Source organism: Streptococcus sp. 2_1_36FAA, assembly GCF_000161955.2.
Lineage (GTDB): Bacteria > Bacillota > Bacilli > Lactobacillales > Streptococcaceae > Streptococcus > Streptococcus gordonii.
Genome location: NZ_KI391975.1, coordinates 194,998 through 214,813, shown reverse-complemented (window position 1 = coordinate 214,813; position 19,816 = coordinate 194,998). Strand labels below are relative to the sequence as shown.

General features: G+C 41.0%; 16 protein-coding genes. 5 read left to right on the top strand and 11 right to left on the bottom strand.

Annotated features, from left to right (window positions below):
• Positions 1-23 precede the first annotated feature (23 nt).
• Together HMPREF0847_RS06350 and HMPREF0847_RS06345 are read right to left on the bottom strand one after the other, a co-directional pair.
• Entirely contained in the window at positions 24-2,663 is a 2,640-nt protein-coding gene (locus HMPREF0847_RS06350; RefSeq protein WP_008809754.1) for an alpha-mannosidase, read from the bottom strand.
• A 23-nt stretch (positions 2,664-2,686) separates the two neighbouring features.
• The gene (locus HMPREF0847_RS06345; protein ID WP_008809755.1) at positions 2,687-3,976 is read right to left on the bottom strand and encodes a glycoside hydrolase family 125 protein; all 1,290 of its coding nucleotides are present in this window, start codon (positions 3,974-3,976) and stop codon (positions 2,687-2,689) included.
• A gap of 168 nt (positions 3,977-4,144) precedes the next feature.
• Here HMPREF0847_RS06345 and HMPREF0847_RS06340 point away from each other — a divergent pair, with 168 nt between their 5' ends.
• Complete coding sequence (locus HMPREF0847_RS06340; protein WP_008809756.1) at positions 4,145-6,238, top strand: GH92 family glycosyl hydrolase; 2,094 nt, start codon at positions 4,145-4,147, stop codon at positions 6,236-6,238.
• Positions 6,239-6,273: 35 nt separating this feature from the next.
• Here HMPREF0847_RS06340 and HMPREF0847_RS06335 read toward each other — a convergent pair whose 3' ends face one another.
• The 4 genes from HMPREF0847_RS06335 to HMPREF0847_RS06320 form a co-directional block, all read right to left on the bottom strand.
• The gene (locus HMPREF0847_RS06335; RefSeq protein ID WP_008809757.1) at positions 6,274-7,974 is read right to left on the bottom strand and encodes an alpha-L-fucosidase; all 1,701 of its coding nucleotides are present in this window, start codon (positions 7,972-7,974) and stop codon (positions 6,274-6,276) included.
• Between the two features lie 173 nt (positions 7,975-8,147).
• The gene (locus tag HMPREF0847_RS06330) at positions 8,148-8,837 is read right to left on the bottom strand and encodes a VIT1/CCC1 transporter family protein (RefSeq protein ID WP_008809758.1); all 690 of its coding nucleotides are present in this window, start codon (positions 8,835-8,837) and stop codon (positions 8,148-8,150) included.
• A gap of 205 nt (positions 8,838-9,042) precedes the next feature.
• On the bottom strand, positions 9,043-9,996 hold the full coding sequence (locus HMPREF0847_RS06325) for an AEC family transporter (RefSeq protein ID WP_008809759.1): 954 nt from the start codon (positions 9,994-9,996) through the stop codon (positions 9,043-9,045).
• 83 nt (positions 9,997-10,079) lie between these two features.
• A complete protein-coding gene (locus HMPREF0847_RS06320; RefSeq protein WP_008809760.1) occupies positions 10,080-11,705 on the bottom strand; it encodes a malolactic enzyme in 1,626 nt (541 codons plus the stop codon).
• Between the two features lie 390 nt (positions 11,706-12,095).
• On the opposite strand from HMPREF0847_RS06320, the gene HMPREF0847_RS06315 reads away from it, so the two are divergent.
• The 3 genes from HMPREF0847_RS06315 (at position 12,096) to HMPREF0847_RS11095 (ending at position 14,204) form a co-directional block, all read left to right on the top strand.
• Positions 12,096-12,446, top strand: a complete 351-nt coding sequence (locus HMPREF0847_RS06315; RefSeq protein WP_008809761.1) for a helix-turn-helix domain-containing protein — start codon at positions 12,096-12,098, stop codon at positions 12,444-12,446.
• Positions 12,447-12,557: 111 nt separating this feature from the next.
• Positions 12,558-13,433, top strand: coding sequence for a LysR family transcriptional regulator (locus tag HMPREF0847_RS06310; protein WP_008809762.1), 876 nt, complete (start codon positions 12,558-12,560; stop codon positions 13,431-13,433).
• A 312-nt stretch (positions 13,434-13,745) separates the two neighbouring features.
• Positions 13,746-14,204, top strand: coding sequence for a hypothetical protein (locus HMPREF0847_RS11095; protein WP_148507655.1), 459 nt, complete (start codon positions 13,746-13,748; stop codon positions 14,202-14,204).
• A gap of 112 nt (positions 14,205-14,316) precedes the next feature.
• On the opposite strand, the gene HMPREF0847_RS06295 is transcribed toward HMPREF0847_RS11095, so the two are convergent.
• The 5 genes from HMPREF0847_RS06295 to HMPREF0847_RS06275 all read right to left on the bottom strand — a co-directional run bounded on the left by HMPREF0847_RS06295 (position 14,317) and on the right by HMPREF0847_RS06275 (position 18,753).
• Positions 14,317-14,940 carry a TetR/AcrR family transcriptional regulator gene (locus HMPREF0847_RS06295; protein WP_000361924.1) on the bottom strand — a complete coding sequence of 208 codons (624 nt, stop codon included), beginning with the start codon at positions 14,938-14,940 and terminating at the stop codon, positions 14,317-14,319.
• A 39-nt stretch (positions 14,941-14,979) separates the two neighbouring features.
• Positions 14,980-16,062, bottom strand: coding sequence for an ABC transporter permease (locus HMPREF0847_RS06290; RefSeq protein ID WP_020992725.1), 1,083 nt, complete (start codon positions 16,060-16,062; stop codon positions 14,980-14,982).
• Between the two features lies 1 nt (position 16,063).
• Entirely contained in the window at positions 16,064-16,780 is a 717-nt protein-coding gene (locus HMPREF0847_RS06285) for an ABC transporter ATP-binding protein (protein WP_008809765.1), read from the bottom strand.
• 155 nt (positions 16,781-16,935) lie between these two features.
• Positions 16,936-17,916, bottom strand: coding sequence for a helix-turn-helix domain-containing protein (locus tag HMPREF0847_RS06280; RefSeq protein WP_008809766.1), 981 nt, complete (start codon positions 17,914-17,916; stop codon positions 16,936-16,938).
• An 18-nt stretch (positions 17,917-17,934) separates the two neighbouring features.
• Positions 17,935-18,753, bottom strand: coding sequence for an oxidoreductase (locus HMPREF0847_RS06275; RefSeq protein WP_008809767.1), 819 nt, complete (start codon positions 18,751-18,753; stop codon positions 17,935-17,937).
• Positions 18,754-19,002: 249 nt separating this feature from the next.
• Here HMPREF0847_RS06275 and HMPREF0847_RS06270 point away from each other — a divergent pair, with 249 nt between their 5' ends.
• Positions 19,003-19,806 (top strand): Cof-type HAD-IIB family hydrolase, encoded by an 804-nt coding sequence (locus tag HMPREF0847_RS06270; protein ID WP_008809768.1) that lies wholly within the window; start codon positions 19,003-19,005, stop codon positions 19,804-19,806.
• Positions 19,807-19,816 lie beyond the last annotated feature (10 nt).

Genomic DNA, 19,816 nt, shown 5'->3' with positions numbered 1-19,816 from the left:
GGGCAAGACGCCCCAGTCTCAGTTTAATCTTTTTTCAAAAGCTCTGTACGAATTTCCTGTGGTCCTAGGACTCCGGACTTTTCAGGCACTACTTCTTCTAAAAGGTTAACTAGCGTTTGGTAACCAGTCGTCACTTCTTGTTCTTCTTGGGTCATATTATAGTAACGAAGGATGATTCCTGACTCGTTTTCAGCCACCTTCAAAGCGGTTGGACAGATTTCAGGCAGGCTGAGAGCTGGGTGATCCAGGGCTTGTCCAGTTGCTACAACACTTCCTTCTTGTTTGGAAATTTGCAGAGCTGTAAACGGCGTTTGGAAGGCTTTCGCCCGACGATAAGCACTAAAGCGTTCTTGTGGCTGGTGACATTCCACAGTGTACTCAACTTGGAAGTCACGCAAGCACTGTGCTTCTGGTGTTGGGAAATAGCCCCAGTCGCCCAGTTCACCTGTTGCTCGCAGAATGGTAACAGCAATCGTATCATCACCTAAAATCTCGTATTCATTTAGACCTTTATTAGCTACTGTGACAGCTTTTTGGTCATCATAGAGGCTAACGAAGGCTTGTTGGTGCTGTGGATTTTCTGGATTTTCCCATGAAGCAGCTGGTTGATTATTACGACGAACTACTTCATAAATGCTGTCTGAATCGTTGGTTTTACTGCTGTTGTGGGTTCTGAAAAGAACACGGATGCGGTGATCCTTAGCTGTATTAGTAAAGCGAGTCTTAAAGCGCAGTTGCGGGCTGTCCGCAAAGACCGTCAACTCTGTTGACAAGATCATGGTTGTCACTTCTGACGAACGACCTGCTGAGCGATTCATAAATTCAACAATGCCTTTTTGCTCTTGCTCAAGCAAGTCATCAGCGCTTACTGGCAAGGTCAATTCATGACTCAACTCTACTTTAGTATAGCGTGCATTATTTTCCAAAACCTTAACGCCAGCCAGTTTTGCATAGATCTGTTCTGTATTTTTTGGCTGGAAGTAGATATACTCATTTCCAATATCGCCACGATCTTCAAATCGGAGGAAATCTTCATAGGCTTCATGAGTTGACTTATCGTAAACGGTCAAGTCTTCATCAAAGCTAACAGTCACAAATGGAGTATCAATCACGCCATTGCGGTAGAGCCCTTCATGTTCTTCTTTTGCACCAGGAAGCAATTGGAAGGTTTTCCAAGACAAAGGTGCTAGATGAAGCGGCAAAGTCACGCGCAACTGACGAGCAATATAAGCCTGACGGAAACGATCCTTTGGAAGGTCATATTGGAAATTAGCTCCCAAATCTTCGATTTTGGCTTCGACAGGGCGACTATCCAAATCCTTGACAATCAAGTCTGGAATCGTCAGCTCCGCCATTCTCCGGTAGGCTTCGGTCGGATGCGCTTCCTTGAAATCACAAGTCGCAAATGTCACATCCACAGAAACTGTGTCGACCTTATCATGGAGTCCCGTATTGACAACAGTGAAGATCAGGTCACTCTCTGCTTGACGGCTATCTAATTTTTGTTTCCATACTTCCAGCAGGTTGCCTTTGACAAATTCTACCACTTGATTGACTTTGGCAAAGCGAGTCTCCATTTCACGGTGAACTTCGTCTACACTACAGCCGCAAATACTATCGTGTGGAGCATTTTGCAAAAGGGTCTTCCAAGCATAAGTCAGCTGGTCTTTGTGATTGTGACCTCCTGTTATGACAGTTAGTGGCTCAACTACCTGCTCTAGCAAGTTACTATTTTCTTGGAAAGCTTGTTTTAGATAGATACGGGCTGAGGAAGTGTTAGCTAAAGTGTACCAACCGTCTGTTTCTTGGCTGGTCAATTCGCCTTGAACTGTAGACAATTCCTCAGGAAGAGCTGCTTCCACAGCCTGCATATAGTCATCAAAAGAACTATGCACAAAGTTAATATCTGGATAAAGCTCATTGGCTACTCGGATAGCTTGGCTGAGATTGCGCTGAACTGGCTGGTGGTCACAGCCGTTCATCATCAGCCATTGGTTTGTAGAGGCGTAGCTCTTCACGTCTGCTAACTTTTGCTCCCAAAAAATCTTCGCTTCCTCAGGGTCGACTGGGATTTCATTCCCATTACTATACCAGTTGGCAAAAAGGATACCTAGGACTTTACTTCCATCGGCACCCTGCCAGTACATTTCAGAGTACTGAGAAGTGAATTGCTCATCCTCTAAGACTTGGTTATCAAATCCGATTGGCTTCACTCCTCGACCGAAAGCTGCTACATGAATTCCTGATTGTTGTAAAATCTGAGGTGCCTGCCCCATATTTCCAAAAGTATCTGGGAAATAACCAATCTGAGTGGACTTGCCCCACTTTTTGCACTCTTGCTGACCAATCAAGGTATTGCGGACATTGGCTTCGCTGGAAATCAGATAATCATCCTGCAAGATATAGAAAGGTCCGATCTTTAACTTGCCTTCGTCAATGTAGCGCTGCAGCTTGTCCCGGTTTTCAGGACGGATTTCTAAATAATCATCCAAGACAATGGTCTGTCCGTCTAAATGGAAACTTTTAAAGTCAGGATCGTTTTCAAAAAGATCAAAAAGGTTGTCAAATAACTCTACCAGCTGCATCCGATGGGATTCAAAAGGGAGATACCATTCTCGATCCCAGTGGCTGTGAGAAATAATATGTACGGTAATATTTTCCATTTTATACCTCTATTTTTAAAATTTTATACGTCAATTCTTAAATCGTAATAGTCTAATACTAATTCGCAGAACATCATATTAGCCCAGCTGAACCATTCACGAGAATACTTGGTCGGGTCGTCCACATGGAAGCTCTCATGCATGACACCTGTGCCTCCATCACAATCCACCAAGAGGTCTAAGATCCGACGTTTTTCTTCCTTATCGTGCGTGGTCAAACCTTGAATTGCTAAGGCAATCGGCCAGATATAACGATAAAAGGTGTGTGAACTTCCGATTCCTGTAGCTCGCTCTCCTTCATAGTAGTAAGGATTTTCAGGGCTAAGAATGGTGCGGCGTGTATTTTGGTAGACTTCGTCATCTATCGAGCAAAAGCCTAAATAAGGCGCTGCCAAAAGACTTGGTACATTTGGATCATCCATAATGCTAGCATGCCCCAAACCATCTACTTCAAAAGCGTAAATCTTTTCACCTTTGGCATTTTTAGTATAGGCGTAGTTTTTAATTCCTTCTTTGATTTCCTTTTGCAGGCGCTGTGCATGCGGAACAATCTCCTCAGCGCCATCCAGATTCAATGTTTCAAAGATTTCTGCCACATAACCCAAGACGACTGTTGCAAACATATTCGACGGTATGAGATAGCTATAGATACAAGCATCATCACTCGGACGAAAGGCTGACCAAGTCATCCCTGTCACAGCAAATTCAGGTCCTTGCCCATTATTAACTAGTGTGTCTTCCTTGCGGTCCGTCTCACGTACAAAACGATAAGAAGAGCGACTGTGATCTTGTTCTACCGTCCAAACCCGAAGAATTTCTCTGACACCAGCAACAAAAGTAGCATCGAGATGGCTCGTCTCACCTGTCTCTTTCCACAAGAGGTAGGCTAATTGTAGAGGATAGCAGAGGGAATCCACTTCATACTTGCGTTCCCAAATCCAACCTGACAAGTCTGTATGGTCTGTCTCATGATGTCCCTTCCAGTTATCCGCGATATTAAAGGCGTTGGCATAGGGATCTTTTAAAATCAGTGTCATCTGACGTTTGACCAGACCAGCAATCGTTTTACGAGTTTTCGGATCTTCCTTAGCAACAAAGAGATAGGGCTTGAGCTGAGCTGTCGAATCTCGTAGCCACATAGCTGGAATATCTCCCGTCAAAACAAAGGTTGAGCCATCTTCTAATATTTCTACTGTATTATCCAAAGTATCTGTGTAGCAACGCTCAAAAACGGATACCCAAGCTGGATGTTCGTGGGCTAACTGGGCAACCGACTCTAGCCATTTCCCAACGATCTCTTTTGAATAAACCATTATTCTCTCCTTTTTCATAGTCCTTTACATCCTCTAGTATAGGCCAAACCGTTTTTAAAATATATACACAAACTAAAGGCCTTTCGATATTATATTTTTGCCTTATCCATAGGATCGTTTTTCATGATATAATCTAGAAAAATAGGCTTCGTTGCAAGGAGATTTTATATGAAACCAATGCTAGAAACAATTGATACCCGCTATGGAACAGACAATTCCCATAGCATTTCACGTGGCAATACTCTGCCCTATACAGGGGCACCATTTGGTATGAACTATTTCGTACCTCAAAGTAGCCATACAGACGGATCTTGGTTTTTTAATCCAGACTCACCTATTTTCCAAGGCATCCGTCTGACCCACCAACCCAGCCCTTGGATTGGTGACTACTCGTGGCTTCTCATTACTCCTGTCTCAGAAAAGATACTGCATTCAGATATTTACCACCGCCAGTCTTCTTATCGACCAGACGAGAGTATCTTCCAACCTCATTATTTAAAAATCAACTCCAACCGCTACCAGATCAGCACTGAGCTGACTCCTAGTCGCTACGGAGCTCGTTTCCGGCTGACCAACCAGAGAGAGCAGCCTATCAGTCTCATTCTCCATAGTGAAGCAAAGATGGTTTTCCAGCAAGTAGATGCCTACACTCTCTTAGGCAGTCTCAAGGAAGAAACCAAGCCAGCCAAGCAGCCCTTAGTCATGCATGTCTGCTTGCGCTTTGACCAGCCTATCAAAAAACAGAGTTTCTTAGACCAAGACCTTGTCCTAGATTTCGAGCAAGGCCAACTGCAATTTTCCTTAGCCACATCTTTTATATCAGAAGAACAAGCCCTGATCAATCTACCCCAGTCTTCCTTTGACGAACTCAAAGAAGAAACCAAACAAGACTGGGAAGTCTTTCTCCATCGTTTTGATATTGTGGACCAAGGCAAAATAGACCGTCGGATGTTTGACCAGGCTCTCTACCGGCTCTTTCTCTTTCCTCAAACCTTTTATGAGCTTGATGCAGAAGGTCAAGAAATCCATTGGGATTTTACCCACCAGACTGTTCAGCCAGGGAAACTCTTTACCAATATCGGTTTTTGGGATGGATTTCGAACTAGCTTTCCTCTATTAGCCCTTATGGCGCCAGATACCTATCATGACTTTCTAGAAGGCTTTCTGAATTTCTACAAAGAAACAGGATTTTTACCAAAGTGGCTTGCTCCTGACGAACGGGGCATGATGCCAGGTACCTTGATAGACGGTGTCATTGCAGATGCTGCCGCTAAAAATCTCATACCTGATTTAGAAAAAGATCTTTTCCAAGCCATGTTAGAGACAGCAGAGAAGGACGATCCTTCTAAACGATACGGTCGGCAAGGGGCTTCGGACTATCAAACTCTAGGATACCTGCCATTTGACTACCATGAAAGTGTCAGTCATAGCCTAGATTATAGCTATAGTGATTTTTGTATTGCTAGCCTTGCCAATAAACTCCAACAAAAATCAGTAGCTCAACGATACTCTCAGCAGTCTCTTAATTACCAGCATCTATTCGATCCAGAAACAGGCTATATGAGAGCTAAAGATCGGAAAGGCCAATTCAGGCCAGACTTTTCTCCATACACTTGGGGTAGAGATTATGCAGAATGCTCAGCTATTCAAAATACACTCAGCATCTTCCATGATATTGAAGGATTGAAAAATCTAATGGGAGGGCAAACAGCTTTCACTGATTATCTAACCAAGCTCTGTCAGGACCAGCCTTTCTTTGACGTAACAGGTTATGGCTATGAAATCCACGAAATGAGTGAAATGGCGACAGCGCACTTTGGTCAACTAGCCATTTCGAATCAGCCTAGCTTTCACATCCCCTATCTCTTCCGCTACAGCGACAAGCCGGAGTATACAAGTCTACTTATTAAAAGCCTGAGAGAGCAAGGTTTTCGACCTGGCTGGCAAGCTTTCCCTGGTGACGAAGACAATGGTAGCCTCTCTGCTTGGTACATCTGGAGCGCCATCGGGCTCTATCCAACCTGTCCTGGAAAACCATTTTACGACCTAGGTATTCCTCTCTTCAATCATCTACGTTTGTATCTACCACAAAGTCAAACATGGCTAGACATTTATGCTCATGACAACTACCCTCACTTCCAATTTGTGACTAAGACCGAGTTAGATGGGCAGGCATTGCAACACATTTCCCATGAAGAACTGCTAGTTGCCAAGCGCCTAGACTTCCACTTGTCTTGGCTACCAAATTCTTCAAAAGAATAATAAACAAAAAAACGCAGAACAACAGTTCCGCGTTTTTATTCTGAACTTGGCTTGACCACGATTTTGACCCGATTTTGCCGACCGTCCTCTCGGTTAGCACAGAGATAAAAATCTAAGTCTTCTTGACCTGTAAAGGCTAAAGTCGATAGGGTGATTTCTTTCGTCTGCTCTCCAGAGTCAAATGTGATTTCCCAAACCTGATCTAGATAAGCCGTCCCATGCGTTCCAGTACCGGGCTCCGTGACTATCTGGATTTTCTCTCTATCCTCCACTTTGTCCAAACGTCTGAGACTGATTGAAGGATTTTGCCCTCCGACAAGAGGAGAGCTTATTTTTGAAAATTCTAAACCAGCAACCGTTTTTTTCTTTTCTAGCACAGCCGGTGTCTTATAGACTGCAAACTTGTTCAAAAGAGGAAGAGCTTGAAAATCCGTCAACATCAATCTTAAATAGCGAGCCTCAACCATTTGTCCTAAGATTAGACGCTTGTAACCAATGGTCTGACCACGAGCAAAGTCCGTCCAGCCATTCTCTTGCTTCACTTCTAAGGTAAAGCCTGCGATCCGTTGGCCTTTGGCAATGGGTTCTCGAATTTCAACGAGATTAAAGCTACGCGTCTGACCCAAGTCAATTTCTAAGACATAGGCTGACTCGTCTGAAGCTGGCGCCCAGAAAGTATCTTCCCGTCCATCCGTCAAATGACTAGATGGAAAGCCTTCTTTTTCATTACTACAGCTCACCTTGGCCTGGTAGGCTAGATTATCCGTATATAAATCTGAAATGACCCGGTGAAATTCCTGCAAGCGCTGGACATCTTCTTCCGCTAATAGCCCTTCCTTAGTTGGCGGGACGTTGAGTAAGAGGGGTGTCCCACGCCCAACGGAATCCATATAGATATCCAGCAGATCAGCCAAAGATTTGGGTTGCTGACTAGCATGATAAAACCAGCCCGAGCGCAAGGATACATCAGCTTCTCCCAAGGAATACTGTGTTCCTTGCGGATCCCCATGGCAGAGGTAGGCCAACGGAGTATTCTCACTTAGTTTTTCTGGTCGAATTCTCTGCCACAAGGGATCTCCGGCCCTACCTCTTTCATTTCCTATCCATCGCAGTTCAGTCGCTTCTGTCGAAAAGATCAGAGCGTCTTTTTGGTAATAACGAATGGTCTCAAACCAAGATTCGAAATCATAGGTAAGCTTTTGAGCACCTTCACCACGCGCCCCGTCCATCCAGATTTCTACAAATTTCCCTTTATTGCCATAAAACGGATTACTCAGAATTTCTTCCAGTTGCTTCTGATAGTATTCGTTATAGGCTTCTTGAGTCTCAATATGATAGAGCGGACTGTGAGCATCCCAAGGAGACAAGTAAAGACCTAAATCCATATCATACCTGCTTGCTGAGCGAGAAATTTCTGCTAATAGATCACCCTTGCCATCTCTCCAGGGACTAGCTGCCACCGTATAGTCTGTGTAGCGACTCGGATAAAGGACAAAACCATCATGGTGCTTGACTACAACAACTACTCTTTTAAATCCAGACTCTTTCAAAATCCTAATCCACTGATCTGTATCCAGTTTTGTCGGATTAAAAAGACGAGGATCTTCCAGACCATTTCCCCATTCCTGCTCATAAAAAGTATTGATACCAAAATGGATAAAAGCCGCCAATTCATCTCGATGATAAGCCAGCTGGGCTGCTGAAGGTAAGGGAGCAAAGTCTGCAATTTCGTCCATTTTTTTCATAAATATATCTATCCGCCTCATTCTTTTCTAGTAAATCTCTTTGCTATCTCCACTATAACAAAAAAAGAAGGCGCTAACAACACCTTCCATATAACTTCCTAAAAAGCCACTCTTTCTTCTATAATTTGTTGAAGAGGGATGCTCGTTTTAATTTTTCTCTCAAATTAGATCGCAAAAATCTGTCCGACCAGATAAGTGACCGCCATGGTTAGAAGGCCGATAACGAGGTTGCGAAGCATAGCATTTTTGATCGGTGCTTTGCCTAACCTAGCACTGGTATAGCCCGTTCCCAAAAGCGCCAAAGCCACAATCACAACCGTTGACCAGATACGGATATGGGCAGGAAGCAGGATAATGGTAATCATAGGAAAAAGCGCACCAACTGCAAAAGCTAAAAAACTAGAGATGGCCGCATGCCAAGGATTAGTGAACTCCTCGATCTCGATGCCATACTTTTCCGCCACCAGGGCTTCCAGCGGATCTTGTAGAAAGGCCCGGTTGGTCATAAGCTGAGCAGAAGTCTCACACTCACCATTTTGGACATAGGCAGCATAGAGAGACTGCTTTGCAATATCTGGATTCTTCTCTAAAAGCTCACGCTCTCTGGCAACAGCTGCCTCCTCTGTATCTTTTTGAGTAGAAACAGACACATACTCCCCGCCTGCCATAGAAAAGGCCCCGGCAAAGACAGCTGCCAAACCAGACAGAAAGATTATCCAGACATTGTCCGTCGCACTGGCCACCCCGATTACTACTCCTGCGATAGAAATAATACCATCATTGGCTCCTAAAACCCCAGCTCGCAAGATGTTCAGCCGACCACTAAAGTTCTTATCAATTTTATGCTCTTCCATTTATATTATTCTCCCTTGTTTCTTATTTATAATCATTATAAATAAAACCCTAAGCTAATACAAGGAAAAATAGGAAAATGAGAAAAGTTCTACTATTTAATAGAAGAGAATACCAGATTTCTACTATCTGATACCTTTTAAGCTCTATTTATATTTTAGGAGTGTTTCTGAATCTCTTCTCGGTACTCCGAAATAGTCTTTCCTGTTATCCTAATAATGTCTGCAGAATTGGAGCCACAATCACAAATAAGACTGTGCTAAGAGTAACCACATTCGTTGAAAACTCAACATCGCCTTTACCTTGATTGGCAAGGATAGGAAGTACTGCTAAGGCTGGTGTTACAGATTGAATCATAAAGGTTCTAAATTCTGGTGCCACCATATTTGGAGAGAAGAACTTCAGAACCAAGAGCATGATGACCGGTGCAAGAATAAAACGACCAACCAATGTGATAATGGTATCTTTATCAAAGCGAATCGTCTTAAGGCCTGCCTTAGATAAGACGAGACCGATATAGACAAGAGATAACGGCGTTGTTAAACTACCAATATAAGTCAAGGTACTTTCCGCAAAACTTGGAACAGGAATACGTAACACCAAAAAGACGAGGGCTACGAGAAAACCTAATAAAGGAGCTGGGAAAAGCTTCTTCCAATTAAATTTTTGAGCCTGTTTTGAAGCCCCTTCTTTATCTTTACTATCAGAAGTCATCAGATAGACACCTAATGTCCAAGTAGATACTGTATTTGTAATATAATAAACCAAGAAGTAAGGAAGGGCTTGATTTCCAAACAAAGCGATATTTAAAGGCAAACCAATAAATATGGTATTGGCATTAACAAAGGTATTAATCATGGTTCCTCGACGACCTGGGCGCACTTTAAAAACTTGCACCACGATAAAGGCCGCTAGGTAACCAAGAATGAAGGCGATAAACGTATACATTAAACCGCCAGACAAGCTAATCAATTTATCTAAAGTTAAATATTTAAGAACAGAGGTGAAAATTGCAACGGGCATGGCCACGTTCATAATAAGTTTAGATAAGTCATTTCCAAAACTCTCTTGAAACCACCCACGGACCTGTAAGAAATAACCAAGAATGATGATGACGATAATGGGTACAATACTCTGAATTGAAGTTAAAAAGATTTCCATAATCTCCCTTTCTATATATTAGGATATACAGTAAAAGGCGTACGAGGCATCTAGTCGCACTCGTACACCCCGTTTCCATTTACTTATTTATATTCTGGATACCATTTTAAATCACGAACCGCTTTAGCCATATCTTTTTCTTGAGCGCGCGCAAGACCTTGTTCTTGCGCTTTTTTAGCAACTGCTTCTGCTACTTTGATAGAAACATCAGCTACATACTTGAATGGAGGTAAGACTGGTGCTCCTGGTTCGCCTGGATTGACAATACCACTCAATGAATGTGCGGCAGCTCCAATCATTTCATCCGTCAAAAGACTCGCTTCAGAAGCCAGCATACCGAGTCCAAGACCTGGGTAAATCAGGGCATTATTCGCTTGACCAATCACATAGTCTACTCCTTTATAAGAAATAGTACCAGCTGGAATTCCTGTTGCAACAAATGCTTTTCCGTCTGACCATTCGATCAAATCTTTGGCACTTGCTTCAGCTAGTTTGGTTGGGTTTGACAATGGGAAAATTATAGGACGTTCTGTGTTTTCACACATAGCTTCTACAATTTCTTTTGTGAAAGTATTTGGCTGAGTTGAAGTTCCCACAAGAATGGTTGGTCTAACCGTCTTCACTACTTCAAGAAGGTCCGTCAACTTATCCGCGTTGGCAAAATCAGAACGTTTCTTAGCAAATGGTTTTTGTTCCGGCGTTAAGTCATCCATATCATCAAAAAGGAGACCCTGTTTATCCACCATAAAGAACCGTTTATAAGCTTCTTCTTCAGGCAGACCTTCACTAACCATTTCGCGAAGGACACGAGAGGCAATCCCTGCACCAGCAGTCCCACCACCATAGCAGAGATAAACTTGATCCGTTAATTTTTCACCTGTAATATCCAATGACCCAAAAATCCCACCAAGAGTTACAATACCAGTTCCTTGGATATCATCGTTAAAGGTTGGGATTTGTTTTCGATATTTTTCAAGGATGTTGGCAGCATTTAAGCGACCAAAATCTTCCCAGTGCAGGTAGAGTTTAGGGAAGAGGCGTTCTGCAGTTTGAACAAATTGATCGATAAAATCATAATAACGATCTCCACGCACACGTTCGTGACGATTTCCCAAGTAATTAGGATTGTTACGAAGTTCTTCACGGTTGGTACCTGCATCAATGACCAAAGGAAGCACCGTTGAAGGATCGATTCCTGCAGCTCCAGTATAGACCATCAATTTCCCAACAGAAATATCGACACCATTTGTTCCCCAGTCTCCAATACCAAGAATACCTTCTGCATCTGTCACAACAATAAGACGAATTTCACGGTCCCCTGCTGCATTTTTCAAAGTTGCTTCGATATTTTCAGGATGATTGATATCAAGATATGCGGCATATTGTGGATCTACAAAGAGGTCGCTATATCCCTCAATGGTATCAGCAATGGTTGGGTCATAGACAATGGGATTAAATTCTTCCAAATGTTGAGCAAACAGGTAATAGAAAAGGGTACGGTTGGTATTAAAAATTTCCATCAAGAACAAACGTTTTTCCAAATCGTTAACCTTTGTTTGCATTTGCGCATAAGTTTGCGTCGCTTGTTCTTCAATGGTTTGAACGTAAGGTGGCAGGAGGCCAATGAGACCTAGTTTCTGACGTTCCTCCAAGGTAAAGGCAGTTCCTTTGTTAAGGAAGGGGTTGTTTAAAATATCATGTGCAGTCATCATGTGACCTCCTTATTAGTTTATTCTATTATAACACCTTTTGCTTTAAATGACACTTTGTTCTATATATGATACAATATTAATGAATTAGTCAATGAAAATTCAGGCCAGCAACCGAAAATGATGCGATTCCATAAATAACAAAATAGTGCATTTATCCATCACTCCCTAAATAATCACAGTCATTTTTTTAAAAAGCGAAATCCTTTACACATTTTTAAAAAGTTATTCTCATCAAAAATTTCATTGCTTTAAGGACTCTTTTTTACTCATTAGGATGAGTCAGCCCTATGAAAGCCATAGATACTAAATCTAAAATATGTTTGTTATAAGATACTTTGTTTTGTTTAAGGTGTTATTTTTGTCATTTAAAACTTGTATTCTGGTTACATGAAAACAAAACATTATTTACAACGGTATATAGCGCAAAAGGTCAAATATTTGCGAAAAAAACAAAACATGAGTCAAGAGGAGCTATCGGAACGGGCAGACCTTGGATTAAAATACATCAATCAATTGGAAAATCAAAATGTGAATCTGACCATTCACAGTCTTGAAAAAGTCATTTCTGCTCTTGAGTTAACTCCTGAAGAATTCTTCAATTTTGATTCACTCGAAGCATCTTCAGATCCTACCGACAGCCTTTCACTTAAAAGAGTAAATATGAAAATTAAACAACTTCCAGTTGGAAAAAGGGAGAAGTTCCTAAAGATATTCGAAGATCTTTTAGATAGCCTTTAATTATCCTCTGACTCACCTTAGAGTGTAACAAACAAAAAATCATATAGTCAAATTAGCTATCACGGATAATTTTTGCCTATCCATGTCTGTCTATTTAGAAGAGGGAGCCCAATGAATCTTAAGGACTTTTATTATTTTCTTGATCTCAGTCAACAGCAATCCTTTACCGGGGTTGCCCAAAAACACGGGATCAGTCAACCATCCGTTTCCTATGCGATTAAACGACTAGAAAAGGAATTTCACTGCCAATTAATCGTGCACGATCCTTCTCACCGTACTTTCAAATTGACGCCCCAAGGAGACATCTTGCTACGACATATTCAAAAGGTCTTACCTGAGATTCAAGGGGCAAAAAAAGAGATTCTACGGAGTCTCTCTCAATTCAATACGATTGGTTTCCCACCAATCATCATTGACTATCTTGTCCGAAAACAACCCGCCTTTATCAGTAATGTTGCAGCTCTTCAAAGTATCCATCCTATTCAAGAAGGATCTGTCGAACTTTTGGAATTACTTTCCAAAGGAGAACTAGATGCTAGTTTTTTAGGGAGTTTAGAACCGATTAAAGATCATCGCTTCCAGGTAAGAGAAATGGCCAAACGAGATCTCTTCTATATCCTTCATCACAACCATCCACTAGCCTCAAAAAAGGTATTACAATTTTCAGACGTCATCGATGAAGATTTTATCATTCCAGATGAGCACTTTGTTCATTTAAAAGCCTTTGAACAGTTGAATGAGCGTTATCACCATAAGGCTACACCCTTCTTTCAGACAGATGATATTCAACTCCTAAAACAACTACTTCGTAAACAAGTGGGGATCAGTTTACTAGCAGATCTTGCACTAACAGATGATGAAGAGGAATTGATTGCGATTCCGATGGCTGAAGACGAACGAATAAGCTTTTTCGTTTCACTAGTTGAACCGAGGGAAAGTAATCTCAAACCAGAGGTCATCCAATTCTTTGAAAAATTACTAAACTAGTCTCCATCTTTGTTCTTAGTGCTAATGTAAAAACATAAATAAAGTGACTAGCTAGTGTTTTTTACGGCAAAAAAATAGAGTAGAAATGCCTATAAAATAAGGATTCCTGCAAATTGCTAAGAATCCTATTTCCTTTCGCGTGTCAGGAATGGTCTATCTCTCTCAACCAACTGAGCTCGGAACTCTTTATTCAAAAGCAGAATTAGAAGCTATTTCTCATGTGTGTAAGGAAAAAATGTCAAACTTTTCGTAGGTGGTGCTCGTCTTGCTTACGCTCTTGCCTGTCCTGAAAATGATGTCAGTCTTGCTGATTTGGCTCGTTTATGCGACGCATTCTATATCGGAGGGACCAAATGTGGCGCTCTTCTCGGGGAAGCAGTCGTTATCCCAAATCCTCAACTCCTTCCTCACATGACCACCATTATCAAACAACACGTCGCCCTTCTAGCCAAAGGAAGACTTTTAGGCATCCAATTTGACGAATTGTTTAAAGACAAGCTCTATCAGACGATTGGCAAAGATGCGATTTCCTACGCTAACCAAATTCGTCTAGCTTGTAAAAATGCTAGTCTCCCCCTTTATTTTGAAAATCCAATCAATCAAGTCTTTTGTATTGCGAATGATGATCAGATGAAAAAACTGGCTCAAAAGGTGATTTTCTCTTACTGGGAAAAATACGATGATCATCATACCGTCATCCGTTTTGCTACTTCCTGGTCTAGTCGAAAAGAAGATGTGGAAGCCTTGTGCAGAGTGATTGAGGAGTTATAAATAAATACCAAATTCAACAACAAAAAAGACATGAATCTGAAATAAGCAGAACATGTCTTTTTTAGCTTGTTTGAAAGTCAAGTAAATAAACCTTAGTTCTTCTAGAACTCCCTTATTTCCACAAACCACCTAAAATCTGTTTTTCTAATAAGTCTAGGTCTTCTTCCTTTATTTCTCCGTTGTCACTAACGATATAAAGCTGAGCGAAGTAAGCCAACAACGGGCCAACACAAATACGAACCATTTGAGGAATCGTTAACTCTGGATTTACACGTGGATCTGCTAGCAATTCCTTATGGAGTACTCGAAGTTTATCTTGAATAGCATTCCAGATAAAAATCTGTTCATTTTTTAGTTTTTTATTTGAAAAACTCTCCTGCAGAATGATCTTCATCAAAGCACGATTTTTTTTGAGATAGCTCATACGATCATGGACGAGATAACGAACCCTCTCTTCTGTCGTTTCAAAAGCTAAGAGTTCCTCAAAAAAACTACCGAAAATGCCTGGGACTACAGGATGTAAAATAGCCGTCAGTAGATCATCCTTCGTCTTAAAATACTTAAACAAAGTTGCCTGGCTTAGTCCAGCACGCTCAGCTATGTGAAGAGTTGAGGTCCCATGGTAACTCCTGGTTGATATGAGATCCACTGCTGCCTGCATGATTTTTTTCTTTCCTTGAGGGTAATTCGCTTCTTCTAAGTAATCTTCAAACGATTCAAAAACAGTCTTATCCATCTAATCTTCACACCTTTTTAGCATTATTTATGTTGATTTCTAAACTTTACGATAACGACGCAATCCAACAATATTAAGAATTGTTAAAATGATCAAGAAAATCATTAAAACACCAAGATTTGACAAAATATCACCAAGATTGTGCCCGTAAAGAATAATCTGGCTTATTGCATCACCAGAATAGGTTAATGGCAAAAATTTCCCCACAGTTGGAGCCCATTCTCCCATGGATGACAATGGAATAATTCCTGAGAAAAAAAGTTGGGGCATAATCACGAGAGGAATAAATTGCATCATTTGGAATTCTGATTTTGCTAGAGTAGACAAGAGAATTCCAAATGCCAGTGCTACAAGAGCCAGTACCACATTAACTATTATAACATTTAAAATACTTCCTACAACTTCTACATCTAGTAGCCAAATTGCTGCTAAGACGACAACTGCCGTTTGAAAAATCGCAATAATACCGTAAGACAACATATAGCCATAGACGATTTCAGATCGTTTCACTGGTGTTGCTAACAAACGTTCTAGTGTTCCACTGGTGCGTTCTTTCAAAAGCGCCATACCAGAAATCAAAAAGACAAAGAAGAAGACCACAAAGCCAATTAAAATTGGAATCATACGTGCAAAGAATCCAGTATTTTTATCTCCATATTGGTAAGATTCTTTGATTTCAGGCGCCTTTGCATCTAATTTCAATTGTGGAAGAGCTTGTTTGACACGAGATAATAACTGATCGGTGCCTTCATTGACGATACTTGTTCGTAACACTTGTCGTATCATAGATGTCTTGGAGGCATCTGTGTTTGCGTAGTCGACCTGATACTCACCGTCTTTATAAGAAATCACAGCATCGACTTTTTCATTTACTAGCGCTTCTTTGGCTTGATCTAAGCCTTGATAAATCTCGACGTCCACATGATCGAGCTCATCCATTTTTGTTACCAAACCAGTTGGTAGATCTTGTGTTGCCAACTTGACATTCACGGTTGTACTAGCTGAAAACATGAGGTTCATCAACCACATGATAAAAACAGGTGCTATAAACATCAGGGCTAGAGTTCGTTTGTCACGAAGTAATTCTTTGATGACTTTTTTTGCAATCGCTATTGTTCTCATTTTACTCACCTTCTGCTTTTAAAAATACTTCTTCAATACTTGAAACTTGATAACTTTCTTTTAAGTGTTGCGGTGTATCAAAAGCAATGATTTTTCCGCCTAATAATAAACCGACCTTATCCGTCAACTCTGCTTCATCCATAACATGGGTAGTAACTAATATCCCAATCCCATTGTCTCTAAGCGCGAATAATTCATTCCAGATTTTCTTTCGAAGAGAAGGGTCGATTCCAACTGTCGGTTCGTCCAAAATCAAGAGCTGAGGATTCCCCAGAAGTGCGATGGCCAGAGATAAACGCCGTTTCATTCCTCCAGAATAACCGGATACCGTTTTATTCAAATGCTCTGTCAAATCCACAACTTGAGCCACGTGGGCAATTTCAACTGTCAAATCTCTTTTGGATAGCCCTTTTAGCTGACCGAAAAATTCCAAATTTTCTTGGCCTGACAAAGCCTCATATAAGGCATCTGACTGGGCCATATAACCAATATCTCCTAAAATATGACGATTGGGCATAGTATGATCCAGAACTAAAGCTTCGCCTCCATCAGCCTTTTCCATTCCTAACGTAGTCTTAATCATAGTTGATTTACCAGCACCAGACGGACCAATTAATCCTATAATTTCTCCTGTCTGCAATTCAAAGCTGACATGATTCAGAACTATTTGATGGTCAAAAGATTTTACTAAATCTTGTAAATGTAGTAATGTTTTCATTTACTTCCTCCCAGGTGAGTGTATACTCACTTTTTTAAATCACAAGAGCTATTATAGTGAGTGTTTACTCACTTGTCAAGAAAAAAGTTGAAATTCTTTAAAAAATAAAAACACCAGATGATATTATCTGATGCTTATAATCGATATCTCTGATTTTAGGAGTGTTTCTGAATCTCTTCTCGATACTCTGAAATGGTCTTTCCTGTCCACTTTTTAAAGGCCCGCGAGAAGGAGGACACTTCGGAATAGCCCAGCAGATAGGCTATATCATCCGTTGTCATGTCAGGATTCTTGAAGTAACCAAAGGCTAGGAGCTTCTGCACATTTTGCAATTCTTGGTTAAACTTAGTGCCTTCTGCCGTCAGATTTCGTTGCAAGGTTCGGCTACTAATCCCTAGCGTCGCTGCGATATCTTCGATACCAAAGACCCCACTTGGGATAGCCTGATAGAGTTTTTGCTGAACGATACCGGTAAAACTTTCACTAGTCACGGCTTCTGCCAAGCGCTCTTTGAGTTGAGGCTCTAGGTAGTCTAGCATGACATTATTGGCAGTTAAAAATGGTTTCTCCAAATCTGACTTTTTAAAGACGACTTCATTGCCTTCCATTTTTTCCACGTGACAACCAAATACCGCAATACTCGCTTCTTCATAGACATATGGAGTCCCAACGTGTACTGGAGTGATGTTTTCTCCTGTCCCTGTCCGAACCAAATCGACCAATAACAGCTGTTCGTTGAGGAGAGCGAAACGAGGCAAGTCAAACCCTGGATAATCATAGCGATAGCTCACACGGACAAGGTCCTCAAAGGTTTCAATACTAACGACAATGGGACCTGTGATTTTCTTGTATTTGGCAAAATGCTCCATCGCTGCGAGGCCGGTTTTCGATGAAAGAGCCGCAAAGAAAGGAGGCATGAACATCTGAATATCCTTGATACGACTCATAGCGATAATCTGCTCATCATTGGCTAGCTTGTCAAAAGCCGTCAACAGATGGTAGTAATCAAGGGTTGAAAGATTTATTTCTTCCTTCCAAGTGGTATCTGGAAGATTGGCTAGTTCCAGAATCATATTCAGATCTAAGCCAATAAGTTTTAAATTGTCAATATATTGCTGACTAAGACTAAGACGCATAGGGTTTCTCCATTTCTATTAACGCATAGACATGAGCATCATACGGTCGAAGAATTTGTCACCAAAGATACGGCGAATACCGACCAAGAGTTTCCCTCCACGTCCAACTAGATAACGTGTTTTAGGGTTGCGAGCGTTGATAATTTTGAGAACAGTACGAGAGATGACTTCTGGGTTTGAACCTGGTGTTGGATTGTTTTCCATTGCCTTAATGTAGCCATTAACCAAACGACTGTAAGCTCCATTTTTAGACTCGTAGGAGAAGTTTTGACCAACTGTCGCGTTAAAACCCGTGTTGATCATACCTGGTTCTAGGACGACAACCTTGATTCCAAACCCCTTGACTTCCATACGGAGGCAGTCGCTGAAGCCTTCAATGGCATGTTTTGATGCGTGGTACCAAGCGCCAAGTGGTGTGTAGATTTTTCCACCCATTGATGATGTGTTAATAATGAGACTATCCTTTTGAGCACGCATATAAGGCAAGACTTTCTTGGTCAAGCGAGCCACACCATAAACATTAACTTCAAATTGCTGTTGGGCTTTTTCCATTGACAAGTTTTCAACAGGACCATAGAGACCGTAACCTGCATTGTTCCAGAGAACATTGATACGACCTTGTTCTGCAATAACTTGTGCTACGACTTTCTCGATATCTTCTTCATTGGTCACGTTCATCTTCATGATGTGACCACCGAGTGCTTCCAAATCTTTCATCTTGTCCACGCTACGAGCAACTGCGTAGACTGTGTGACCTGCTTTGATGAGGTCTCGGGCTGAAAGCTTTCCCATACCTGATGAAGCGCTTGTGACTAAGATAACTTTTTTATTTGACATGTTGATTTCCTCTTTTGTTTCATTTGATTGATGAGATTATTATACGATACAGAATCCGACAAGTAAATGATAATACCTGACAGGGCGATGACAATTTACGACATAAGCAAGAGTATTTCTTCTACTATACCATTTTTAACTGGTCAAACACTTGAATTGCAATTCTTTGTAAAATTTAAAAAAAATCATTGACATGGAACGCGTTCCACAAGATATACTTTAGAAAAACACCAAACGGAGGTTCATAATATGACAATCAAACGTATTTTTTGCGATATGGATGGAACGCTATTGAATAGCCAAGGCAGACTGACCGACAGTAATGCTAAACTTATTTCTCAGGCCAATCTTCCCTTCACTCTGGTTTCTGCACGTGCACCTATGGAGATGAAAGAGGCCATTAATAAATTAGAACTGACTGGCCCCCAGATTGGTTTCAATGGTGGATTGATTTATACCTACAAGCAAAATCAAATCAAGATCCTGCATCAGCAAGCTTTAGAAAGAAATGATTCTACTTATTTAGTCAACTTTATCAACCAGCATTTTCCTCACTTAAGTCAATCTTACTACGACTTAGAAAACTGGTATACGTATAAAATGGACAATGGAATCGACTATGAGCAACAATTGACCAGACTAGAGGCAACTATTATCGGGGAGGAGCAATACCTAAAAGTTCAAACAAGCATTTTTAAAATTATGCTCATCACTTTTGATGGAAACGAAATGAGAGCATTAAAAGCTAAACTCGAAGAATTAAATCTTCCAAATGTTTCTATACAGCAAGCTGGTGATTTCTATCTAGAAATTACACACAAAAAAGCTAAAAAATCAGTTGGCATTGACTATATAATCAAAGAAGAAAAGCTACATAAAAAAGAACTAGTCGCCTTCGGCGATGGTCACAACGATCTCCCTATGTTTGAACGGGTTGGACTGAGTATTGCAATGGAAAATGCTAGTCAAGCAATCAAAGACAAAGTCAGTCTCATTACCAAAACTAACGATGAAGACGGTGTTGGCTATGGTATCCATCACTTTCTCCTATAAATCCAATCTT

Bases quoted from the DNA above. Each gene is read 5' to 3' on its own strand.
- HMPREF0847_RS06295 (WP_000361924.1), bottom strand. From the start codon at position 14,940: ATGGATAAGACTGTTTTTGAATCGTTTGAAGATTACTTAGAAGAAGCG.
- HMPREF0847_RS06315 (WP_008809761.1), top strand. From the start codon at position 12,096: ATGAAAACAAAACATTATTTACAACGGTATATAGCGCAAAAGGTCAAA.
- HMPREF0847_RS06285 (WP_008809765.1), bottom strand. From the start codon at position 16,780: ATGAAAACATTACTACATTTACAAGATTTAGTAAAATCTTTTGACCAT.
- HMPREF0847_RS06320 (WP_008809760.1), bottom strand. From the start codon at position 11,705: ATGACTGCACATGATATTTTAAACAACCCCTTCCTTAACAAAGGAACT.
- HMPREF0847_RS06290 (WP_020992725.1), bottom strand. From the start codon at position 16,062: ATGAGAACAATAGCGATTGCAAAAAAAGTCATCAAAGAATTACTTCGT.
- HMPREF0847_RS06340 (WP_008809756.1), top strand. From the start codon at position 4,145: ATGAAACCAATGCTAGAAACAATTGATACCCGCTATGGAACAGACAAT.
- HMPREF0847_RS06335 (WP_008809757.1), bottom strand. From the start codon at position 7,974: ATGGACGAAATTGCAGACTTTGCTCCCTTACCTTCAGCAGCCCAGCTG.
- HMPREF0847_RS06275 (WP_008809767.1), bottom strand. From the start codon at position 18,753: ATGTCAAATAAAAAAGTTATCTTAGTCACAAGCGCTTCATCAGGTATG.
- HMPREF0847_RS06350 (WP_008809754.1), bottom strand. From the start codon at position 2,663: ATGGAAAATATTACCGTACATATTATTTCTCACAGCCACTGGGATCGA.
- HMPREF0847_RS06330 (WP_008809758.1), bottom strand. From the start codon at position 8,837: ATGGAAGAGCATAAAATTGATAAGAACTTTAGTGGTCGGCTGAACATC.
- HMPREF0847_RS06280 (WP_008809766.1), bottom strand. From the start codon at position 17,916: ATGCGTCTTAGTCTTAGTCAGCAATATATTGACAATTTAAAACTTATT.
- HMPREF0847_RS06270 (WP_008809768.1), top strand. From the start codon at position 19,003: ATGACAATCAAACGTATTTTTTGCGATATGGATGGAACGCTATTGAAT.
- HMPREF0847_RS06310 (WP_008809762.1), top strand. From the start codon at position 12,558: ATGAATCTTAAGGACTTTTATTATTTTCTTGATCTCAGTCAACAGCAA.
- HMPREF0847_RS06345 (WP_008809755.1), bottom strand. From the start codon at position 3,976: ATGGTTTATTCAAAAGAGATCGTTGGGAAATGGCTAGAGTCGGTTGCC.
- HMPREF0847_RS06325 (WP_008809759.1), bottom strand. From the start codon at position 9,996: ATGGAAATCTTTTTAACTTCAATTCAGAGTATTGTACCCATTATCGTC.